Source organism: Arthrobacter sp. R1-13 (genome assembly GCF_054161475.1).
The window spans coordinates 3,461,402-3,479,027 of sequence record NZ_CP096420.1 but is presented as its reverse complement, the minus strand read 5'-3'; the positions used below and the strand labels follow the sequence as shown (position 1 = coordinate 3,479,027).

Genomic DNA, 17,626 nt, shown 5'->3' with positions numbered 1-17,626 from the left:
GGTGATAGTTCATTGATCACGCTCATGCTGCCGGCCTTCAAACTCTGGTGTAGTTGCATGCCCTGGAGACGCAATACCGTCGCGACGGAGGACTGTCCAGAGCGTCTTCCAAAGGATGTAGACGTCCAGCTTCATGGATCTCTGCTCAACGTAAAGAACGTCCAAGCGAAATTTATCTTCCCACGTCAGCAGGTTCCGCCCATTGACTTGTGCGAGCCCTGTGACGCCGGGCTTAACTTGGTGGCGCCGCGCTTGTTGCGGCGAATATAAACTGAGGTATCCAGTCAAGAGCGGACGTGGTCCTACCAGGCTCATATCCCCTCTAATGACATTAATGAGAGTGGGGATTTCATCTAAGCTCGTTGAACGAAGAAATGATCCAAGACGCGTAATTCGATCGTCGTCAGAGGCATTATTTGTAGCATTTTTCATGGTTCGGAACTTCAGCAGTACGAAAATCTCACCATCCAAACCCGGCCTATCTTGTCTGAAAAGTACCGGTTTACCCAGATCGAAGAGAACTAATATTGCGACTATCGCCTGAACTGGCAAGGTAGCAAAGTAAAGGGTAGATGCTACCGCTAAGTCCAATAATCGTTTGGTAACGGCATAAGTGTTCAAATTGGTCATGCGCATTATCAGTTTCTCTCTCGCATCCGCTGATTCATTCAGGTTCGCTACTATGAAACGTGATCGACATGGCTCTGCTGTTGTGCACGGTGGGATACGATGTCGCACCACTCATCAAAGACCTTTTCCAGTTCCTCGTAGTGGTATCTTCTGGCCACAACGTAGTTGGAGCGTGCGGCTGTTTCCGCCTCCTGAGGATTATCGAGCATGCGCTGAATGCACTCTGCAAGCATCTGGGCGTTCCCGGGTTGCACAAGATGCCTGCCGTTTAGCAACTCTGGTAGTCCGCCGACTGTTGTGGCAATGACTGGACGAGAGCGAGCCATTGCTTCGAGGACCACCCTGGGTAGTCCTTCTGACCGGGAGGGGTGGAGGAAGACGTCAGTTGCATCCAGAAACTTCCAGAGTTCTGATTTAGAGCTATAGCTGTCAACAAAAGTAACGGAATTAGTGACTTTCAATTTGCGTGCCAGATGCAGGAGGTCTGAATGCAGGGCCCCATTACCAATCAGCACCATTGTGCAGTCATAACCACGATCCCTCAAAAAGGTGAGTGCTTCCAGGGCTATATCGTGACCCTTGTAGTTCGTCTCTTGTGTCCCGATGCATGTCAAAGTCCATGAATGCGCACTACGAGGCATGTATGTTGAACAAAAATCATCATCATGCAGTTGAACATTACTCATGTTCAGGGATGGGGTATCTGGTCTGGGTGGATAGAGCGATTGAAGTGTCTTATGGGTTACAAATCGAGTGCCGTCAGCAGTGCGAACACAATAGCGCATGAGAAAGCCCGCAGTCTTCGCAAACGCACGTACCGGACGAGATGAATGATGGCGAATAACAGTTTCCGGATCACCTACCACTTCCACGAAAACTGGCTTCGACAAAATCCTCGCCAAGATGATCGTGATGAAACCGAGAGGACCCGGCAGCCTGGCAATGAGCACCCGTGACCCATGGACAACTTTCCACAGTCGAAATACGAGTGCAGGCGTTGTTCGCAGCAGCTGAACGAGGCCTACGTAATAGGGTAGCCGCTCCAACTCCACTGACCCCAGGGACACTCGTCCGGAACCATGAATGGGCGAGGTCCGGGCAGCTAACCTGAAGTCGTTGATCCGGAACGAGTAGCGTTCCCAAGCAGCCGCGGCACTAGCGGCATCGAGGGCTGCGACCTGTCCGGCTTTGTCCATTCCGAGCCTGGCTTCGCTGACCAGGGTTACGGCTCTGAGTGCTCTACGGGTCCGGATAACGCTCTCCAGGACGTCGACAATTCTCGTGGCGCTCGTTTTTGCGTCGAAGTATTGAGCTGTCTGTTGACGACTGATGATCCCCTTGCCTTCCAGGGCGCCGGCACGGTGCTCGCTGTAGGCTTGCTCGAGCGCCTGAAAGAGGGCTTCTTCATCTCCGCGTGGAACAACCCAGCCGGACGCTTGGTCAGTTGTCTCAGGCAGTCCGCCAGCGTCGCTCACAATACGTGCTACGCCGCTTGCTCCGGCTTCAAGGGCTGCTCCATGATTCTCCGATAGCGATGGGCTGACACTCACGTTGCTGGCCCAGTAGTACGGCCGAACGTCCTCAACATTTTCTATCCACCTGACATCCGTGGATCCGGTCACGTACCTGCCAATAAGTTGCTGCCGGTGTAACTCACCCTCGCGGTCGAAACCATTTCCGACCAATAGTAGCTTTACATCCTTTTTATTGATCGCAAACCTCTTCCAAGCAGATAAAAGAATGTCGTGTCCTTTTATTCCCGAATGAACGTGAACCAGTCTCTTCGGTCCATAAACGTAAGCAACAATGACGGCGACGAACAAGTCCTGAGAGAAATTAAGCTCATCACGAGCCGCGAGTTTCTCTTGAAAGGTCGGCAATCGGAAGGTTTCGACGTCCACTCCATAAGGTACGACGTCCAGATTCGAAGGTTGTAAACCGAGTGCAAGATATCTATCAGCAGTGTTCCTGCTTCCAGCGATAAGCTTCGTGTCTCGTGTCACAAGAAAGCGTTCTGCAAAACGAATAATCCCAGAATCAAGATAGAGCGGTCCTGCCACCATATGTACCGACGGGATTCCCAACCCGATGGCAGCCAAGCGTGTAGCCAATGCAGACGCATAAAGATGATAATGGAGCACATCCGGGCTGGTCTCCTTGATCTGGTCCCGAAGTCGGAGGAGGCCCCAAAAGGTACTAGGTCGAGGTGAGAACTTGAATTCAAATCTCGACGGAACGATTCTCACGTTTGTTTCGCGGAGGGATCGAGTCAAGCGGCCGTCTCCGGGTGGAACGATGACCGACACTGAATGACCGCGCAGGAGCATTTCTTGGACGTGCGGAAGTATCCAGAGACCGCCTTCATTTGTCTTTAGAACAAGTGTTATGCGTAAGGGGTGCTTAGACGGCGGCTTTGCAATCTGCTTCATCATTTTCGCTCATTAAGGGTATTGATCGTACCTTCACCGTGTTGGTTGAACAACCGCTGAAACTGTTTCATTGGCATTCGATTGCTGGCGGATTACATGAACCGGCGCAGCAGATGCTTCTGTTTTTCAACAGGCTGAGAGCCAAAGTTCGCGAGTGTCGTGGATATGAAGCGGCAGTTTTGGTCAACAGTTACCCGTAGTTTCTTGGCCGCCACGATGGGGTCTTGGTCAAAGCTTGCAAGGATGTGCGTGAAGTCTTGACTTCTGCGGATAAGCGCCTTAGGTATGGACATTTTTCGCCTTCGTCTAACTGTCGACCTCGACTGGGGTAATTCTTGTCTACTTGCTCCAAAGACTAGCCGCTCTTCCTGGATTTCGTTATGGCTAGAATTGGGGCGGGACACCGCGTGCACAGCATCTCGCTGTGCTGAGAGACCGCAAAAAGGCCGACAGCTTTGCCATGTTAGGTCCGTATACGATAGTGGTAACCATGACTCTTCCGCTTGTAATAATTGGCGCTGGTGGCTTCGGTCGCGAAACCCTTGATGTGGTTTTGGCGCAAAATGCCGCCGCGTCTGGCCCAAAATACGACCTTTTAGGCGTCGTTGATTCGAGCCCAAGCAGCGAGAATATTGACCGACTGAGTCGGAGCGGTATCCAGTATCTGGGTGACGAGAGTCAATGGCTAGCAAGGGGGCTGGAGACCTGCTACCTGGTGGGAGTGGGTAACCCCACAGCCAGAAGATTGATAAGCGCCCGATTTAGTGATGCGGACAATACGCCGGGCCTGGCGATTCATCCGTCCGTGACAATTGGTTCCCTGAGCACGGTTGGCGCAGGATCCATCATATGTTCGGGAGCGCAGATCTCGACGAATGTGCTCATGGGCAAGCACGTGCAGATTAACCCGAATGCCACCGTTGGCCACGACTCCGTTTTGGGTGATTTTGTTTCCGTCAATCCGGGTTCGGTAATCTCCGGCGATGTTCTCTGCGAGGAGGAAGTCCTGGTTGGTGCGGGGGCCGTTATTCTTCAAGGTCTCAGAGTCGGAGCAAGGAGCACGGTAGGTGCTGCGGCTTGTGTTACCCGCAGCGTCAATCCGGATTGTATTGTCAAGGGGATCCCGGCCCGCTAAAAGAGTCCTGTCCGTAACAGCGGCGACAGTCCATCGCCTGCACTTGCTGAGATTGCCGTCGTCTAACGTCACCGCGTATCCAGATCCTCAAACACCAGGAATGTTTGGGTATCCAACACGCCAGGCATGGATTGCAACTGATCGAAGATCACTCGCCGTAAATCCACGTTATCCAGGGCGCGAACCAAGAGGATCACGTCAAAGTCCCCGCCCACCAGGGCAATGTGATGAATTTCGGGAATGGTCCTGAGCTGTTCCCGGAGCTCACGCCAGGAATGTTGGCTGACTTTGAGCGTTACGTAGGCGGAGGACTTGAGGCCGGCCTTAATGGGGTCCACGAGGGCTGTGAACTTGGTCAGCACGCCTTCGCTGGTCAGGCGCGCGATGCGCGTGTAAGCATGCGCCCGGGAAATATGGACGTTCTCCGCTACCTGTGTCACCGACATCCGGCCATCGCGGGTCAGTTCGGCAATGATGTTCCGGTCCACGTCGTCCAGGAGGACTTCGCCTCGGGCAGTTCCATTCTGTGCCATTCGTCTACACCTCTACCCGTAATCCAGCTCACACTTACGATTTGTCTTTCAGGGTAGGCCATCCAGCCTCGGTTTTCCACGATTTACTGTGACGCTGGATACGAAACAGCCTTCGGGACGATACTGGGAATGAATAGTGGCTATAGAAGGACTGACCAATGACGATCTCCGCAGACCACGCCGCCGTCCAACCGGCAGGACCCGAGGGGCAGCCCGGACATACCGGCGAGGACGCCGTTACCGAGGCTGTACGCAAGTTCGGTATCACGGTTGAGGACTACATGCTGCCCGCCCGGCACCCCATTCAGATGGTGGACCAGGACGGCGCATTGGTACACCACACTGAGCAGGGCACCCAGCCTGGCCACGAGTATCCGCTGCCGGGCGACGCTGAGCTGCTCGCCGCTTACGAGCAACTGGTGGTCGGACGCAGGGTCAATGACCAAAACTCGGCGCTGGTCCGCCAAGGACGCATGGCGGTTTATCCCTCCAGCCATGGCCAGGAGGCATGCCAGGTGGCAGCTGCCCTTTGCCTTTCCGAGGGCGACTGGATTTTTCCCACGTACCGCGATTCCGTTGCGGTGATGGCCAGAGGAGTCGACCCCGTTCAGACCATGACCATATTCCGGGGCGACTGGCACAGCGGCTACAACCCCACCGAGCACAAGGTGGGCCCCCAGTGCACACCGCTGACTACGCAACTGCTGCACGCCGTCGGGGTAGCCCATGCCGCCAAACTCCGTGGCGAAGACACAGTTGTCCTGGCAATGTGCGGTGACGGCGCCACGAGTGAAGGTGACTTCCACGAGGCCCTGAACTTCGCGGCCGTGTTCCACCTTCCCGTGGTGTTCTTCGTCCAAAACAACCAGTACGCAATTTCGGTGCCTCTGGCCCACCAGTCGGTGGCTCCTTCCCTGGCTCACAAGGCTGTGGGCTATGGAATGGCAGGTGAGCGTGTGGACGGCAACGACGTCGTCGCGCTTCTCGCGGTGCTGGACAGGGCGGTGAGCCTAGCCCGCGGCGGCTCCGGCCCCCTTTTGGTCGAGGCCCACACTTACCGAATGCAGGCCCATACAAACGCCGATGACGCCACGCGCTACCGCCAGGACAGCGAGGTGGCCCAATGGGCTGCCCGGGATCCGCTGAAACGGATGCAGGTTTACCTCACCGAACGCGGGCTGTTGGATGAAACTGCAGAGGCCCGGATCACGGCGAAAGCTGAGACGGTGGCTACCCAACTCCGCGAAGGACTGGGCCAAGACATGCCGGTGGATCCGCAGGAACTCTTCCGCCACGTCTTTGCAAAGTCCACACCACAGCTGCGGGAACAGTCAGCAATGCTCGCTGACGAACTTGCCCGAGAAGCAGCAGTTGATGCCAGCACAGAAGAGGCAGAACGATGAGTCCATCCATCACCACCTCATCAGAGGTTAACGGCAACGTCAGCGCTGCCACCGCACGAGCCGCGGCGAAGGCAGCAGCGTCCGCGGAGGAGTCCGGCCCGCAGGCCATCACAATGGCCAAGGCGCTTAACACCGCGATGGTCGATGCAATGCACGCTGACCCTACCGTCCTGGTTTTCGGTGAAGACGTCGGAATGCTCGGCGGCGTCTTCCGAATTACAGACGGACTCACCAAAACCTTCGGGGAGCAGCGCTGTTTCGACACTCCTCTGGCGGAGTCGGGCATCGTTGGCATGGCTGTTGGCATGGCCATCAATGGCATGCGTCCCGTGATCGAAATGCAGTTCGACGCCTTCGCCTACCCGGCCTTCGAGCAGATCGTCAGCCACGTCGCCAAGATGCACAACAGGACCAAAGGCGCCGTGAAGCTGCCGATCGTAATCCGCGTCCCATATGCCGGCGGCATCGGAGGAGTCGAGCACCACTGCGATTCCTCTGAGTCCTACTATGCGCACACTGCCGGTCTGAAGGTCTTCACCCCGGCAACGGTTGCGGACGGTTACCGGATGCTGCGGGAGGCCATCGACTCAGATGATCCGGTGATGTTCATGGAACCAAAGAAGCTGTACTGGTCCAAGGACATGGTTGACCTGAACGCCCTCCGAGCAGAACACCAGGCGAACCTCGACGGCGGCACTTCCTCCGAAGGCCGTGCCGCCGTCGCCCGTCCTGGCACGGACGCAACGCTCATCGCCTACGGCCCCACAGTTCCCACCGCTCTCGCCGCCGCTGCTGCGGCCGCCGAAGAAGGACGCTCGCTGGAAGTCATCGATGTCCGCTCGATTGTGCCTTTCGACGATGAGACGGTGAGCGCCTCTGTCCGCAAGACCGGCCGGGCCGTGGTGATCGCGGAGGCGCATGGCTTCGCTTCCGTGTCGTCCGAGATAGTGGCCAGAGTGCAGGAGCGCTGCTTCCACTACCTTGCGGCACCCATCCGGCGGGTGACCGGGTTCGATATTCCCTACCCTGCTCCCAAGCTGGAGCATTACTACTTGCCGGGCGTGGACCGAATCCTTGACGCCGTTGACGACCTCCAGTGGGAAGACTGATCCTATGAGCGAAACCAAAGTATTCCTCCTGCCGGACCTCGGCGAAGGCCTCACGGAGGCCGAACTTGTGAACTGGCTTGTCTCCGTGGGCGACGAGATTCGCGTCGACCAGCCGATAGCCGAGGTGGAAACCGCCAAATCCATGGTGGAAGTGCCGTCGCCCTACGCGGGCACTGTCGCGGAGCTTCATGGAGAACCGGGCCAGACATTGGATGTGGGTAAGCCACTGATCTCTGTCAGCACGGGCCCAGGCCTTGAACCGGCCCAGACTCCTGTTCAGGAAGCGGCTGAAACCTACCGGGAAGAGGAAAAGGCCGGCTCCGGCAATGTCCTCATCGGATACGGAACTCCGGGCGGAGCGGGTGCAGCACGACGCACGCGTGCACGAAAGGGCTCAGCTTCCCTCTCGTTGGTGGAGCCGGCAGAAGCGTCCAGGCCGGCGGCTGATCCTGGTGACCTCTCGCTACTCCGGACGCGAGTACCGGGAAAACTTGGAGCAGTCATCTCGCCGCTGGTCCGCCGGATGGCCCGGGAGCACGGCGTTGACCTGGGCGAACTGCACGGCTCGGGGGAGAGCGGCCTCATCCTGCGCCGGGATGTGGAGGCTGCCATTAACCCGAGGCCGGAGCAGGATTCCGCTCAGGCTGAAGAGCCTTATGCTGCCGACCCTGCTGCCAGCGTTGCACGCTCTTCAGAGAGCCAACTGGAGACAGATCCACGCAGCGGCCTCAAGATCTCCAGCCGCACGCCTATCCGCGGGGTCCGGAAAGCGACGGCTGCGAATATGGCCAGAAGCCGCTCCGAGATTCCAGAGGCGACCGTCTGGGTAGACGTGGACGCCACCGCGTTGGTGGAGATGAGGGCCTCCTTGAAGAAAGCGGATCCTCACAACACCCCTGGCCTTTTGGCCTTCATCGCCCGATTTGTCACAGCTGGGTTAAAGAAGTATCCGGAGCTGAACTCGCGCCTCGTTTCGGCTGATGACGGTCAGGGCGGTCAGTCTCAGGAGATAGTGGCCTTTGACGGCGTGAACCTCGGCTTCGCGGCCCAGACCGAGCGCGGGCTGATGGTGCCCTCCATTCGGAATGCTGATAAACGAACCGCCCGCGAACTTGATGAGGAGATCCGCAGGCTTACAGCGGTTGCGCGTGAAGGTAAGGCAACGCCCTCTGAGCTCGGCAGCGGCACGTTCACGCTGAACAACTACGGCGTATTCGGCGTGGACGGCTCAGCTGCGATAATCAACCACCCGGAAGTGGCAATCCTCGGCGTGGGGCGGATCGTCGACAAGCCCTGGGTGCTGAACGGGCAGCTGGCGGTCCGTAAAGTCACCGAGCTGACACTGACATTCGACCACCGCGTTTGTGACGGCGGAACGGCGGCCGGCTTCCTGCGTTATGTGGCGGACGGGATGGAGAACCCTGGGACTGTGCTGGCCGATCTTTGATGCCGCCGTTACAGGAGGTGACAGCTGGGGCACACGGAATCGCCGGTGCCTTGGCTGATGCGACTGAGTTTCTGGCAGTCAACAACAAAGTCCTCTGGCCGATGTCAGGCCCAGACGTCGCCTGAGACGTTGCCGCGTGAAAGGTTGTCAGTCGGTCCACCCATCACTAAAGAGTTGACTGAGCTTCGTGGAATGTAAAAACCGGAGCCTCCACATCCTACGGCAACATTGTCCCGGACAATGGCGCCGTCGACCCCATTCAACACATAACCATGGCGAGCTGCGCCGCGGATGTAGTTATTGGTCCAGACGATGTTCTGGGTGTTGGCCAAACCGTCATTCGTTCTTCCCGACCGCATGCCATAAGAAGAACCGCCTTCAATTATGTTGCCGGTAGCTATCACTGCCGAAGTAGCAAGCTGCATTGAGGGTGACGGAGTGCCGGTACCCATGTTGACCAAGTGATTATTGGTGACAATAATGCGGTCTGATGGATTAGTGGCACCGTTCGATGAAACTTTCATTTCTATGCCGTGGACGCCCATGTCTACTATGGTGCATCCATCTATGAGGCCACGTTGCGCGTCATAGGCGTCGATTGCGTCTCGTGTTCCATTGTTTAGACGGCAATGGAGAACTTTCCAGTACTCGGCGCCAGCAGAGAATTTGATCATGTCGCCCTTTGCTGTGTCGGTTCCCGCATCATGGAACCAGCACTTATCCAGGGTTACATGCTTCGTGCCTCTAGCGTGAAAACTGGCGTCTTCCGTATACGCGGTCCATTCGCAACCTTCAAATTCTACGAATGCATCAAGACCGGCCGTCAAGGTTAACGTTGTTCCGTCTATCGTCTTTGACCCTATTCGCCCAGGCACGGTACTAACCCCATCAAACTTGACGTTTTCAAACCGCCAGTTCCTAAAATTGCCGTTATTGACCAGTTGGAACAAAGTGCGGGCGTTGGATCCGTTTCCTTTGATTGTCATGTTCCGAATGAGTACGTCTGATGCTCCAACCTGAAACATGGCAGCGTTCAGAAGGAGAGTAGTGGCATCTACGCCTTCTCCTTCCAAGATCATCCCTGGCCTGGTTATTATTAGTCTCGTGCCCATTAGGTAGGAGCCCTTGCGAAGAAACACTTTCCCGCCTTTAGGCGGTATCAAGTTGTGACTCCCACCAATTTTTGGCTGAGCATCTGTAGTGCCGTCTGTTGGTGTGCCTTCCGCAACCGCGTCTATAAACAGATCACGGTTTCGCAAAGCCTTTTGGTTTCCCACCAATAGAGGTGCGAAGGCTGTAGTGAATCCTTCTGCTGCAGGACCATAGGTTGCAGACAGATCAGGAATTTGAGCAGGTGGGATTTTCGATTCGACATCTAGTGTCGCTACACCAGAGGCCGCGCCTTTTTCCGCAACGGGGACGTAAGTGTTCGGCGGGTTTTTGTCCCCTGGTGCAGCTTCAGCGTTTTTGGCGCCAATGGCTGAAATTGCGGAAGCACCCGTAAAGGCAGTTACTAAGGTTCCAAATCGGAGGAGACCCCGGCGTTTTATGCCGGCAACCGCGTCGGATGACAACTTCTTTCCAGCCTCGTCAGCCATGGCTGCACCGCGACACAACCGAGCGACTAGGGACGGCATGCTCAGTTGAGCGTGTGCAGACCGCACCCGATCCTGGATCCCAGAAGGACCTGTTCGCTTTAGTGCAGAGACGCGCGAGACAAGGGTTAGCAGTTCTAGGTATCAACACTTTGAGCCTCCCAAACTCATAGATTGCTGTACTTAGAAGCTAATTCGCTGAAATGGCCCAAACCACAGTGATGAATACGTGTTTTATTTCGTCCATTTACTTGCCGAAGGTGTTTAGTACGCAGTTATTAACTACCAACACTTAGGCGGCCGGTGGTAGTAGAAGCTCAATTTGACTGAACGTTGATCTAATAGTGAGAATAAATTGAGTAAAGTCGGTCTCTTGCAATGATCAATAAATGCATCTTCGAAAAACTGAATTCACAAGCCTTGACGCAATAGACTGGGTTGTACTTGAACCCTAGTTCCAGGATGTCTATGCAAGCCCAACGCTTCACGTCGGTACTTGTGGCATCGGCTGTGATTGCTTTCTCGGTTGGCTGCACAGCCAACCCGACACCCGTGGCACCCCTACCGTCCAGTGCCACACCTTCAAGCAGCCCGCAACAGTCAATCGACGAGAATCCCAGCAGGGCCGCTCCGGCCCCAACCTCAAAGTCCGTTACCTTCGCCGCCATCGGTGATTCGATTACCGAAGCCAATAGCAGCGATTTTTTGGTCGGCAAGATCGGGTCACGTTCGTGGGTGTCACATGTTGGGCCGGGGGCGAGGTTCGCCGGCGGCTGGGCCCTTAGCGGAGCTCGTTCTGCGGCCATGGCTGAGAACGCCAGTGACGTTGAGGCTGACGTCCTCGTCATCTTGGCGGGAACTAACGATGTCTACAACGGCGTGCCGTTCGAGCAGAGCGCCGGAAACCTGGTCCGCGTCGCAGAGAAGGTGGGCGCCCAGAAGGTGCTCGTTTCCGCCATTCCCCCTATCGATATCGAGCCTGGATTAGCCACGCGATTCAACCAACAGCTGAAACAGTTTGCGCTGTCACGAGGCTGGGTTTTTGTGGATCCTATGGCAGGAGTTCGCCAGGGGGACCGCTTTGCCCCGGGCATGACAACCGACGGCGTCCACCCCACGGAGGCAGCTGCGCAGGTGATTGGGGAGGCCTTGGGTAAGGCCATAGCGGAATGAAGCGCGCGGTTGTTGCGGGCCCCACAACCCGGCCGTCCCAAGCCTCACCGCGTAGAATCGAGGCCTGAACAACGCAGGTACACGCCGGAAGTACGGAGAAGTAATGTCACCATGGCAAGAAGTTGGCTCTGAAAACTATGTGCTCGCAACCCAGGGTTCACTGCTGAACACTGGCTTGGTTGTAGGTACGGAACGGGCCATGGTGATTGATACAGGTTGCGGTCCACGGCAGGCCCGGGAAATCTTGGACGCGGTCCGCGAAAAGACCCAACTGCCCCTTGTGGTGGTGAATACCCACGCCCACTACGATCACTTCTTTGGCAATTCGGTTTTCGCAGGCGCCGGGGTTACGGAGTTCTGGGCCCACGAGAACTGTGCTGCAGAGATTGAGGAAAACGGCGACGCCCAGCGCCGATTCGTTGCCTCCATTGAACCGGAGATGGCCGCTGGTGAAGGCGATAACGTGGAACTGGTGGTGCCCAACGCCATCGTCAAGGACCAGCCCGTGCTGGTTGATCTGGGTGGACTCACAGTAACCCTCTTCTGGCTGGGCCGAGGCCATACTGATGGCGATCTGCTGGTGGGCACTCCCACCACACTTTTTGCAGGCGATCTGCTGGAGCAGGGCGCGCACCCTTCCTTCGAGGACTCATACCCGGAGGAGTGGGCAGACGTCTTGCGGCATATCTCTGCGCTGAGGCACCGATACGAATTCCTCATTCCCGGCCATGGCGGTCCCTGCAGCGACCAGTTCGTGAAAACCATGGCCAATACCATGAGCACGGCAGTGCGCCAGGCCTGGCAATCCATCCGGGATACACCGTCGGATGCCACGAAGGCCATCCCTGTGCTTCCCTACGGCCCGGAACAATCCCGCTGGTTCATTAAGCGGCTCCAGGAGACCCGCGGCCACCACTAGGAGCTGGCCTGCCACCACTACGTTTAAGCGCCAGCTGGGCAGCACTCGGAAGCAATCGACTTTTCCTCGTGACAATCGGACCGTCAACATTCGGGTTACGATCACCGGAGTCTCCCAAGGAAGGTTCCCATGCCGTACATCGACATCAACCCGCATAAGCAGCGTCCAAAATGGGTAGGGCTACTGGTGCTTGCCGTCCTCTCGCTGGCGGCAGCCGCCGTCGTCGTCCTGGCTCTTAGCGCGCACTAGGAGACGCCTCTGGTAATCAGTGCCGGAGCGAAGTCAAAGCTAACCGTCGAAGTGCGTACTGACCTTCGCTCCTGAAATGTTGCCCAGCATTTCCTCGGCCACAACTCGCAGTTTCTGGTTGCGGTGGCTCGATACCTTTCCAAGGATGGCCATGGCCTCCTCCTGCGAGCAGCGGTTCTGGCCCATGATCACGCCGCACGCCAGATCAATGGACGTCCGGCTCTGCATTGCTGACTTGAGATCGTCAGCCAGATTTTGGACAGAACCCAGGCGGACCGCCAGGCGCAGAGCCCGGCCAGCGATGTCAGCGAAGTCCTCTGCTTCCCGCACCACGCCGTCCGTGAAGACGTTCGTTTCGCTGGCAAAGAAGTTCAGGGCCGCTGAAGAGTCATCGCCGATCTCCAAGGGTACGCCCAGAGTGCTGTAACAGCCGACTTTCTCCAACTCCGCCTGATAACGAGGCCAGCGGGGATCGCTGCGGACGTCCGCCAGCAGGACGGTACTTTTCACCCGCAATGCTTGAATGCAGGGGCCGTCACCCAGCTGCTGCTCGATCCTGTCCAGCTTGATCGCATGCGGGCTGCTGCCCGCAACGGTGTCCGTCCGCCGTCGCCGTTTCAGCGTGACCCCGACTTCCACAGTGGAGCCGCTTTCGCGGCTGAGGGCGGCAGCGGCCAATGAGGAGAGGTGCCCCAAAAACTCAGCAACGCTTTCGCTGCTGATGATGAGGTCCTGCAGTTCAAGAACGCGCTCACGTTCCGAGGAAGTGGTCATTCTTCAATGTAAATTGTGCTGCCCATGTGCACAACCAGAAGCGCGGGAGCGGCCCGAGCCCGCTCCAGAATCAGGAACTGCAGGCTAACCACCTAGAATTGCTAGCTGGACGAAGTTTTACGGCCTCCGCAGGTCTCAACTTGCGAGTTATGGGAGATCAGAAATGTCCGATTCTTTGGAAGACCGCACTGATGCAGCGCCAGGCCAGGAAGAGCCGCTGGTGCGCCGCCGCGACCGCCGTCGCACTGATGGCAGCGACGCCACAGGAACGATACCAACGGTACCCAGCGCAACCGGCTCCGTCGCAACCCTCGAGGCGGAGATCCCCAGCCCACCCGAACGTGAACCCTCCGGCTCCCCACTGCCGGATTCGTCCATAGATAACCGCCCGGCCCCTGATGCCGTGGCCGTTCCAAAGCGCGGAAAAAGCCGGAACGCCGCCCGGGAGGCCTTGGCCGATGCCCCGATGCCGGACTTCATCAGCTCACCGGGCCTCTTTGTCCGCGAGCAGAAGCCCCGCCCCATCGGAGGCTTCCGCGGCGTGCTCTACGCCGTCACCGGCGGCGCCCTGAATCTTGGCCCCAGCGCCCGCCAACGCGAGGAAGACGAACTCGGCCGCCGCATCTCACGGCAGCTGCAGGGCAGCTACAACACCGCGGTCCTCAGCCTCAAGGGCGGCATCGGCAAAACCTCCACCACAGTTGGCGTCGGCCTCACTCTCGCCGAATTCCGCGGCGACCCGCCCTGCGCCATCGACGCCAACCCGGATTCCGGCGACCTGGTGGAGCGCGCCCTCGGCGAAGGGATCTACCAGCAGGCCAGCCCGCGCACTATCACGGACCTGCTCAAGAACATCGAATCCATCGATTCGCTCACGGCCCTGGCACGCTACATGCACCATGCAGGCCGGTTGCACCTCATCGCGGGAGAGCAGGATCCTGAAGTCTCGGATTCCCTTACAGCTGAGGAATACCTGCGTATCCGAAAGCTCATTTCCAGCTACTACTCGATCGCCCTGACCGATTGCGGCACCGGTGTCACACACAACGCGATGAGCGGCATCCTGCAATCGGCGGACAATCTCATCATCGCCGCCGGCTACGCCGTCAGCGGTGCCAAGCGCGCCCGGAGCACCCTGCAGTGGCTGGCCCACCACGGCTACGAGGAGCTGGCGCGTAACGCCATTGTGGTGATCACGGACAAGGACGAGGTCTCCACCCGTGTGGATAAGGACGCCATCGAGGAGCACCTGTCAGGCATCTGCCGGCAACTGATTGCCGTTCCCCACGACAGGGGAGTGGCCGACGGCGACCTGGTCACCCTTGAGGCTTTGCGGCCCGAAACCCGGCGGGCCTACCGGGAAATCGCTGCCGCGATTGTGGACGGCTACGTCTAGGCAGGCAAGTCCCTACATCTTGACCCCTTAAAGACGGCGGCGGAGAATTTGTGCCACCTGACGAGTTCGTTGGGACCATCTGAAGGGACAGTCATGCCTGTCATAGAAGAAAGTGTCGTGCTTCATCGGGAGCCGGACGTAGTTTTCGACTTCATCGCCAACCCCACGAATCTCCCCGTGTGGGACAGCTCGGTGGTTGAGGCGGAGCAGGTCAGCGACGGCCCGCCCCGCGTCGGAACCCGTGCGCGTGGAACCAGCAAGATCTTGGGCCGCCGGTTCGAATGGGCAACGGAAGTCACTGAATTCGATCCGCCCAACCGCGTGGTCAATACCGCCGTTGACGGCCCCTTGAAATTCCAGGTGGCCCTTATTTTGGAACCCGTCGACGGCGGGACAAAGCTCACTTACCGCGTTGACGCCGAAACAGGCCTCGGTGGCGTCTTCGGCAAACTGGCCGATCCGCTCATCGAACGCGCTCAGGGCAGGACAATCCGCGCCAACCTGGAGTCTCTGGCCGAACTTCTTGCTGACCACCCGGCGGGCTGACACATGAAGGCGGCCCACGCCGATCGCGGCGGGTACCCCTACCGGATGGCAGGGGCAGTCATTGTGGCAGGCACCATTGTGGTGGGAAGTCGGAATCTCACCGGTACCACGCGTGTACACAACACCCCGGGCAGCGGACCGTCTGGCATTGCTGCAGCGCGGCCGACGTGGATGGGTGGCCGGGCAGTTCCTGACCGCCGCAGGAACAGCCACTGTGCCCGTCGGCTTCGCCCGCTTTGCCCAGGCCCTTCCGGATGGGCCTCCCAAGAATTTGGCGACGGCGGCGGCAGGAGCCTTGCTTGTGGGGGCGCCCTTGTTCGTGGCCGACCTCGCCGACAGGGGATCGGACCTTGAAAGGTTCGCCTACCGGCGCGGTCCGGTGTGGCCCTTCATTAGCTACTGCAGCCTCCACCTCGTGGCCCTCGCGTCATTGGGGACCGCTCTGCTGACAATGCCGGCCCAGAGCGACCCGGCACCGAGCACTCCGGCGCGGGGCGACCGGGCCAGGCGGTGGATCGGGCTGACCACCCTGCTGAGCGCTCCTGCGTTCGCAGCGATTCTTGTGGCCAAGAAGGACATACCGCCGTTCGTGTTCTACATGATGGAACAGGCTGTGGGCTTCTACCTTTGCTTCCACCGGAAGCCCGAAGCCACCCATACTGCACTCCAGCCCTAAACGTGCGGAGGCTGCAAACGTCCTAGAGCGGAATCTCTTCCAGGATGGTGCGGACGGTGTCCTGGTGCCCCAGGATCCGGAAGTGCCCCGGGACGTCCAGCTTGATGTTCCGCGCCCCGGGGAGGATGCTGCCCTCCGGAATGTGAGGATCGAACGGCCCGAACACCGATGTGATGCGGTGGTTGATGCGTTCTTCCCGGGCCAGCTGCAGGGTCAGGGCGTTCCGGGGGGAGAACGCCCGCAGGTTCGGCGCCAGCATGAAACGGGCGTACCGGGATCCCGAGAACGGCGAACAGACCGCCACCATCCGCTCGACCCGCCGCTCGCCGTCGTGCGTCATCATGAGGTATTTGCCGATCAGGCCGCCCTTGCTGTGCGCCACAATGGCGGCGTTCATCACGTCTGCGGCAGCCAGGTGCTTGGCCACCAGCTTGGCCGCCGCCGGTATGGCGAGTCGGTTCCGCTGCAGCACAGTGACCACGTGCACGGGGTGCCCCGCCTGATGCAGGGCAGTGATCAGGGGCAGCATGAACTGCCAGTTTTCGTACACACCGGGAATCACGACGACGGGGCGTCCGGTACCGCTGAGGAAGTCGTCCGGCTGGGTGCGGTCAAAGAAACTGCGGAGCTGCCGGCCGGTGGCATAGGCGTAGTCCTCCGTCCACCACACCGCTTTCTGTATGGCCCGCCGGGCCCTCAATGCCGTGCGGACTTTCTCTGCCGGCCGGGCTTTCCCTCCCCGCCGGGCGGCGCCATTCACCTCGGGCCGTCCTTGGACGCCACAGCGGGAAGGCCTGCGAACGTCCTGATCACCTCGGCAACCTTTTCCGTGGCCAGGTGCTGCACCACGTGTCCGCATCCAGGGAACTCGGCGAGCTGGCCGCCCGCCTGCCTTGCAAGCCTGCGCGCCCAATCCCCCTTGGCCACGGGATCCTGTTCACCCCTGATCACCAGGACCGGAGCCTTGACCTGTGCCACGCGTTCTTCCATGGGGTAGTCCATCATCACGGGCAGCTCCTTCAGGTACCAGCGCGGCCCGCACCTCCAGTAATCCGAGAAGACGATCCAGTTGGAGCTCCAAGATTCGGAGCCCACACCGTCCCGCATAAGATCCCAGGCCTGCTTGAGAACATGCCTCCGCTTCGGATCCACCACAGGCCCCATCAGCACCACGCGCGAAAACTGCCCCGGATCCTGGATGGCCGCCTCCACCCCGAACTGCGTACCCATGGAGTGGCCTATGACGACGCAGTTCTCCGTGATGCCAAGGTCTGTCAGGGCCACCCGGATGAAGGAGGCGTACTCCTCCACGCTCAATTGCCGCTTCGGCTTAGGCATTGAGCCGAACCCCGGGAGATCGATGGAGTAGGTGTCCGCAGACAAGGCCAGGGCCTTGTGCAGCCGGGCAAGGTAGCGGTGGGAGACGCCAATGCCGTGCACCAGGAGGAAGGTAGGCCCGCCGTCGGGATTTCCGCTGTTGCTTTTGGACGCGTAGATGCGCCCGCGGAGGCCCCCGTACTCGACGTCGGTGACGTCAGGCTGTGCGGAACGGTCCATGGCTTGAGGATATCGCCGTCCCGGGTTGGCGTTTCGTGGTCCTTTATCGGGAGCA

Annotated in this window: 16 protein-coding genes; 9 read left to right on the top strand and 7 right to left on the bottom strand. The window is 58.8% G+C overall.

Annotated features, from left to right (window positions below; translation table 11 throughout):
* Nucleotides 1-9: 9 nt before the first annotated feature.
* Together M1D88_RS16105 and M1D88_RS16100 are read right to left on the bottom strand one after the other, a co-directional pair.
* Nucleotides 10-630, bottom strand: a complete 621-nt coding sequence (locus M1D88_RS16105) for a sugar transferase (protein WP_458111751.1) — start codon at nt 628-630, stop codon at nt 10-12.
* Nucleotides 631-680: 50 nt separating this feature from the next.
* On the bottom strand, nt 681-2,957 hold the full coding sequence (locus M1D88_RS16100) for a glycosyltransferase (protein WP_458114551.1): 2,277 nt from the start codon (nt 2,955-2,957) through the stop codon (nt 681-683).
* 592 nt (nt 2,958-3,549) lie between these two features.
* On the opposite strand from M1D88_RS16100, the gene M1D88_RS16095 reads away from it, so the two are divergent.
* A complete protein-coding gene (locus M1D88_RS16095) occupies nt 3,550-4,194 on the top strand; it encodes a NeuD/PglB/VioB family sugar acetyltransferase (protein ID WP_458111750.1) in 645 nt (214 codons plus the stop codon).
* A gap of 68 nt (nt 4,195-4,262) precedes the next feature.
* On the opposite strand, the gene M1D88_RS16090 is transcribed toward M1D88_RS16095, so the two are convergent.
* Nucleotides 4,263-4,727, bottom strand: coding sequence for an Lrp/AsnC family transcriptional regulator (locus M1D88_RS16090; RefSeq protein WP_458111749.1), 465 nt, complete (start codon nt 4,725-4,727; stop codon nt 4,263-4,265).
* Nucleotides 4,728-4,885: 158 nt separating this feature from the next.
* On the opposite strand from M1D88_RS16090, the gene pdhA reads away from it, so the two are divergent.
* The 3 genes from pdhA to M1D88_RS16075 are packed head-to-tail and all read left to right on the top strand — an operon-like array spanning nt 4,886 to nt 8,686.
* Nucleotides 4,886-6,130 (top strand): pyruvate dehydrogenase (acetyl-transferring) E1 component subunit alpha, encoded by a 1,245-nt coding sequence (gene pdhA / locus M1D88_RS16085; protein WP_458111748.1) that lies wholly within the window; start codon nt 4,886-4,888, stop codon nt 6,128-6,130.
* Nucleotides 6,127-7,239, top strand: a complete 1,113-nt coding sequence (locus tag M1D88_RS16080; RefSeq protein WP_458111747.1) for an alpha-ketoacid dehydrogenase subunit beta — start codon at nt 6,127-6,129, stop codon at nt 7,237-7,239. Before pdhA ends, M1D88_RS16080 begins: the two co-directional genes overlap by 4 nt.
* Before the next feature lie 4 nt (nt 7,240-7,243).
* Nucleotides 7,244-8,686 carry a dihydrolipoamide acetyltransferase family protein gene (locus tag M1D88_RS16075; RefSeq protein ID WP_458111746.1) on the top strand — a complete coding sequence of 481 codons (1,443 nt, stop codon included), beginning with the start codon at nt 7,244-7,246 and terminating at the stop codon, nt 8,684-8,686.
* Nucleotides 8,687-8,790: 104 nt separating this feature from the next.
* On the opposite strand, the gene M1D88_RS16070 is transcribed toward M1D88_RS16075, so the two are convergent.
* A complete protein-coding gene (locus M1D88_RS16070; protein WP_458111745.1) occupies nt 8,791-10,284 on the bottom strand; it encodes a right-handed parallel beta-helix repeat-containing protein in 1,494 nt (497 codons plus the stop codon).
* 465 nt (nt 10,285-10,749) lie between these two features.
* Between M1D88_RS16070 and M1D88_RS16065 the strand changes: the two genes are divergently transcribed.
* Nucleotides 10,750-11,454: an SGNH/GDSL hydrolase family protein gene (locus M1D88_RS16065; protein ID WP_458111744.1), complete on the top strand. Its 705-nt coding sequence runs from the start codon at nt 10,750-10,752 to the stop codon at nt 11,452-11,454.
* 103 nt (nt 11,455-11,557) lie between these two features.
* On the top strand, nt 11,558-12,373 hold the full coding sequence (locus M1D88_RS16060; protein ID WP_458111743.1) for an MBL fold metallo-hydrolase: 816 nt from the start codon (nt 11,558-11,560) through the stop codon (nt 12,371-12,373).
* A gap of 288 nt (nt 12,374-12,661) precedes the next feature.
* Here the strand turns inward: M1D88_RS16060 and M1D88_RS16055 are convergent, their stop codons facing one another.
* Nucleotides 12,662-13,396: a GAF and ANTAR domain-containing protein gene (locus tag M1D88_RS16055; RefSeq protein WP_458111742.1), complete on the bottom strand. Its 735-nt coding sequence runs from the start codon at nt 13,394-13,396 to the stop codon at nt 12,662-12,664.
* A gap of 163 nt (nt 13,397-13,559) precedes the next feature.
* On the opposite strand from M1D88_RS16055, the gene M1D88_RS16050 reads away from it, so the two are divergent.
* From M1D88_RS16050 to M1D88_RS16040, 3 genes are all read left to right on the top strand, one after another.
* Nucleotides 13,560-14,792: a MinD/ParA family ATP-binding protein gene (locus M1D88_RS16050; protein WP_458111741.1), complete on the top strand. Its 1,233-nt coding sequence runs from the start codon at nt 13,560-13,562 to the stop codon at nt 14,790-14,792.
* 93 nt (nt 14,793-14,885) lie between these two features.
* Nucleotides 14,886-15,338, top strand: coding sequence for an SRPBCC family protein (locus M1D88_RS16045; RefSeq protein ID WP_458111740.1), 453 nt, complete (start codon nt 14,886-14,888; stop codon nt 15,336-15,338).
* Between the two features lie 112 nt (nt 15,339-15,450).
* Nucleotides 15,451-16,014 carry a hypothetical protein gene (locus M1D88_RS16040; RefSeq protein ID WP_458111739.1) on the top strand — a complete coding sequence of 188 codons (564 nt, stop codon included), beginning with the start codon at nt 15,451-15,453 and terminating at the stop codon, nt 16,012-16,014.
* Between the two features lie 22 nt (nt 16,015-16,036).
* Here the strand turns inward: M1D88_RS16040 and M1D88_RS16035 are convergent, their stop codons facing one another.
* Together M1D88_RS16035 and M1D88_RS16030 are read right to left on the bottom strand one after the other, a co-directional pair.
* Entirely contained in the window at nt 16,037-16,774 is a 738-nt protein-coding gene (locus tag M1D88_RS16035) for an esterase/lipase family protein (RefSeq protein ID WP_458111738.1), read from the bottom strand.
* The gene (locus M1D88_RS16030) at nt 16,771-17,571 is read right to left on the bottom strand and encodes an alpha/beta fold hydrolase (RefSeq protein ID WP_458111737.1); all 801 of its coding nucleotides are present in this window, start codon (nt 17,569-17,571) and stop codon (nt 16,771-16,773) included. The genes M1D88_RS16035 and M1D88_RS16030 overlap by 4 nt, the downstream gene beginning before the upstream one ends.
* Between the last annotated feature and the right edge of the window lie 55 nt (nt 17,572-17,626).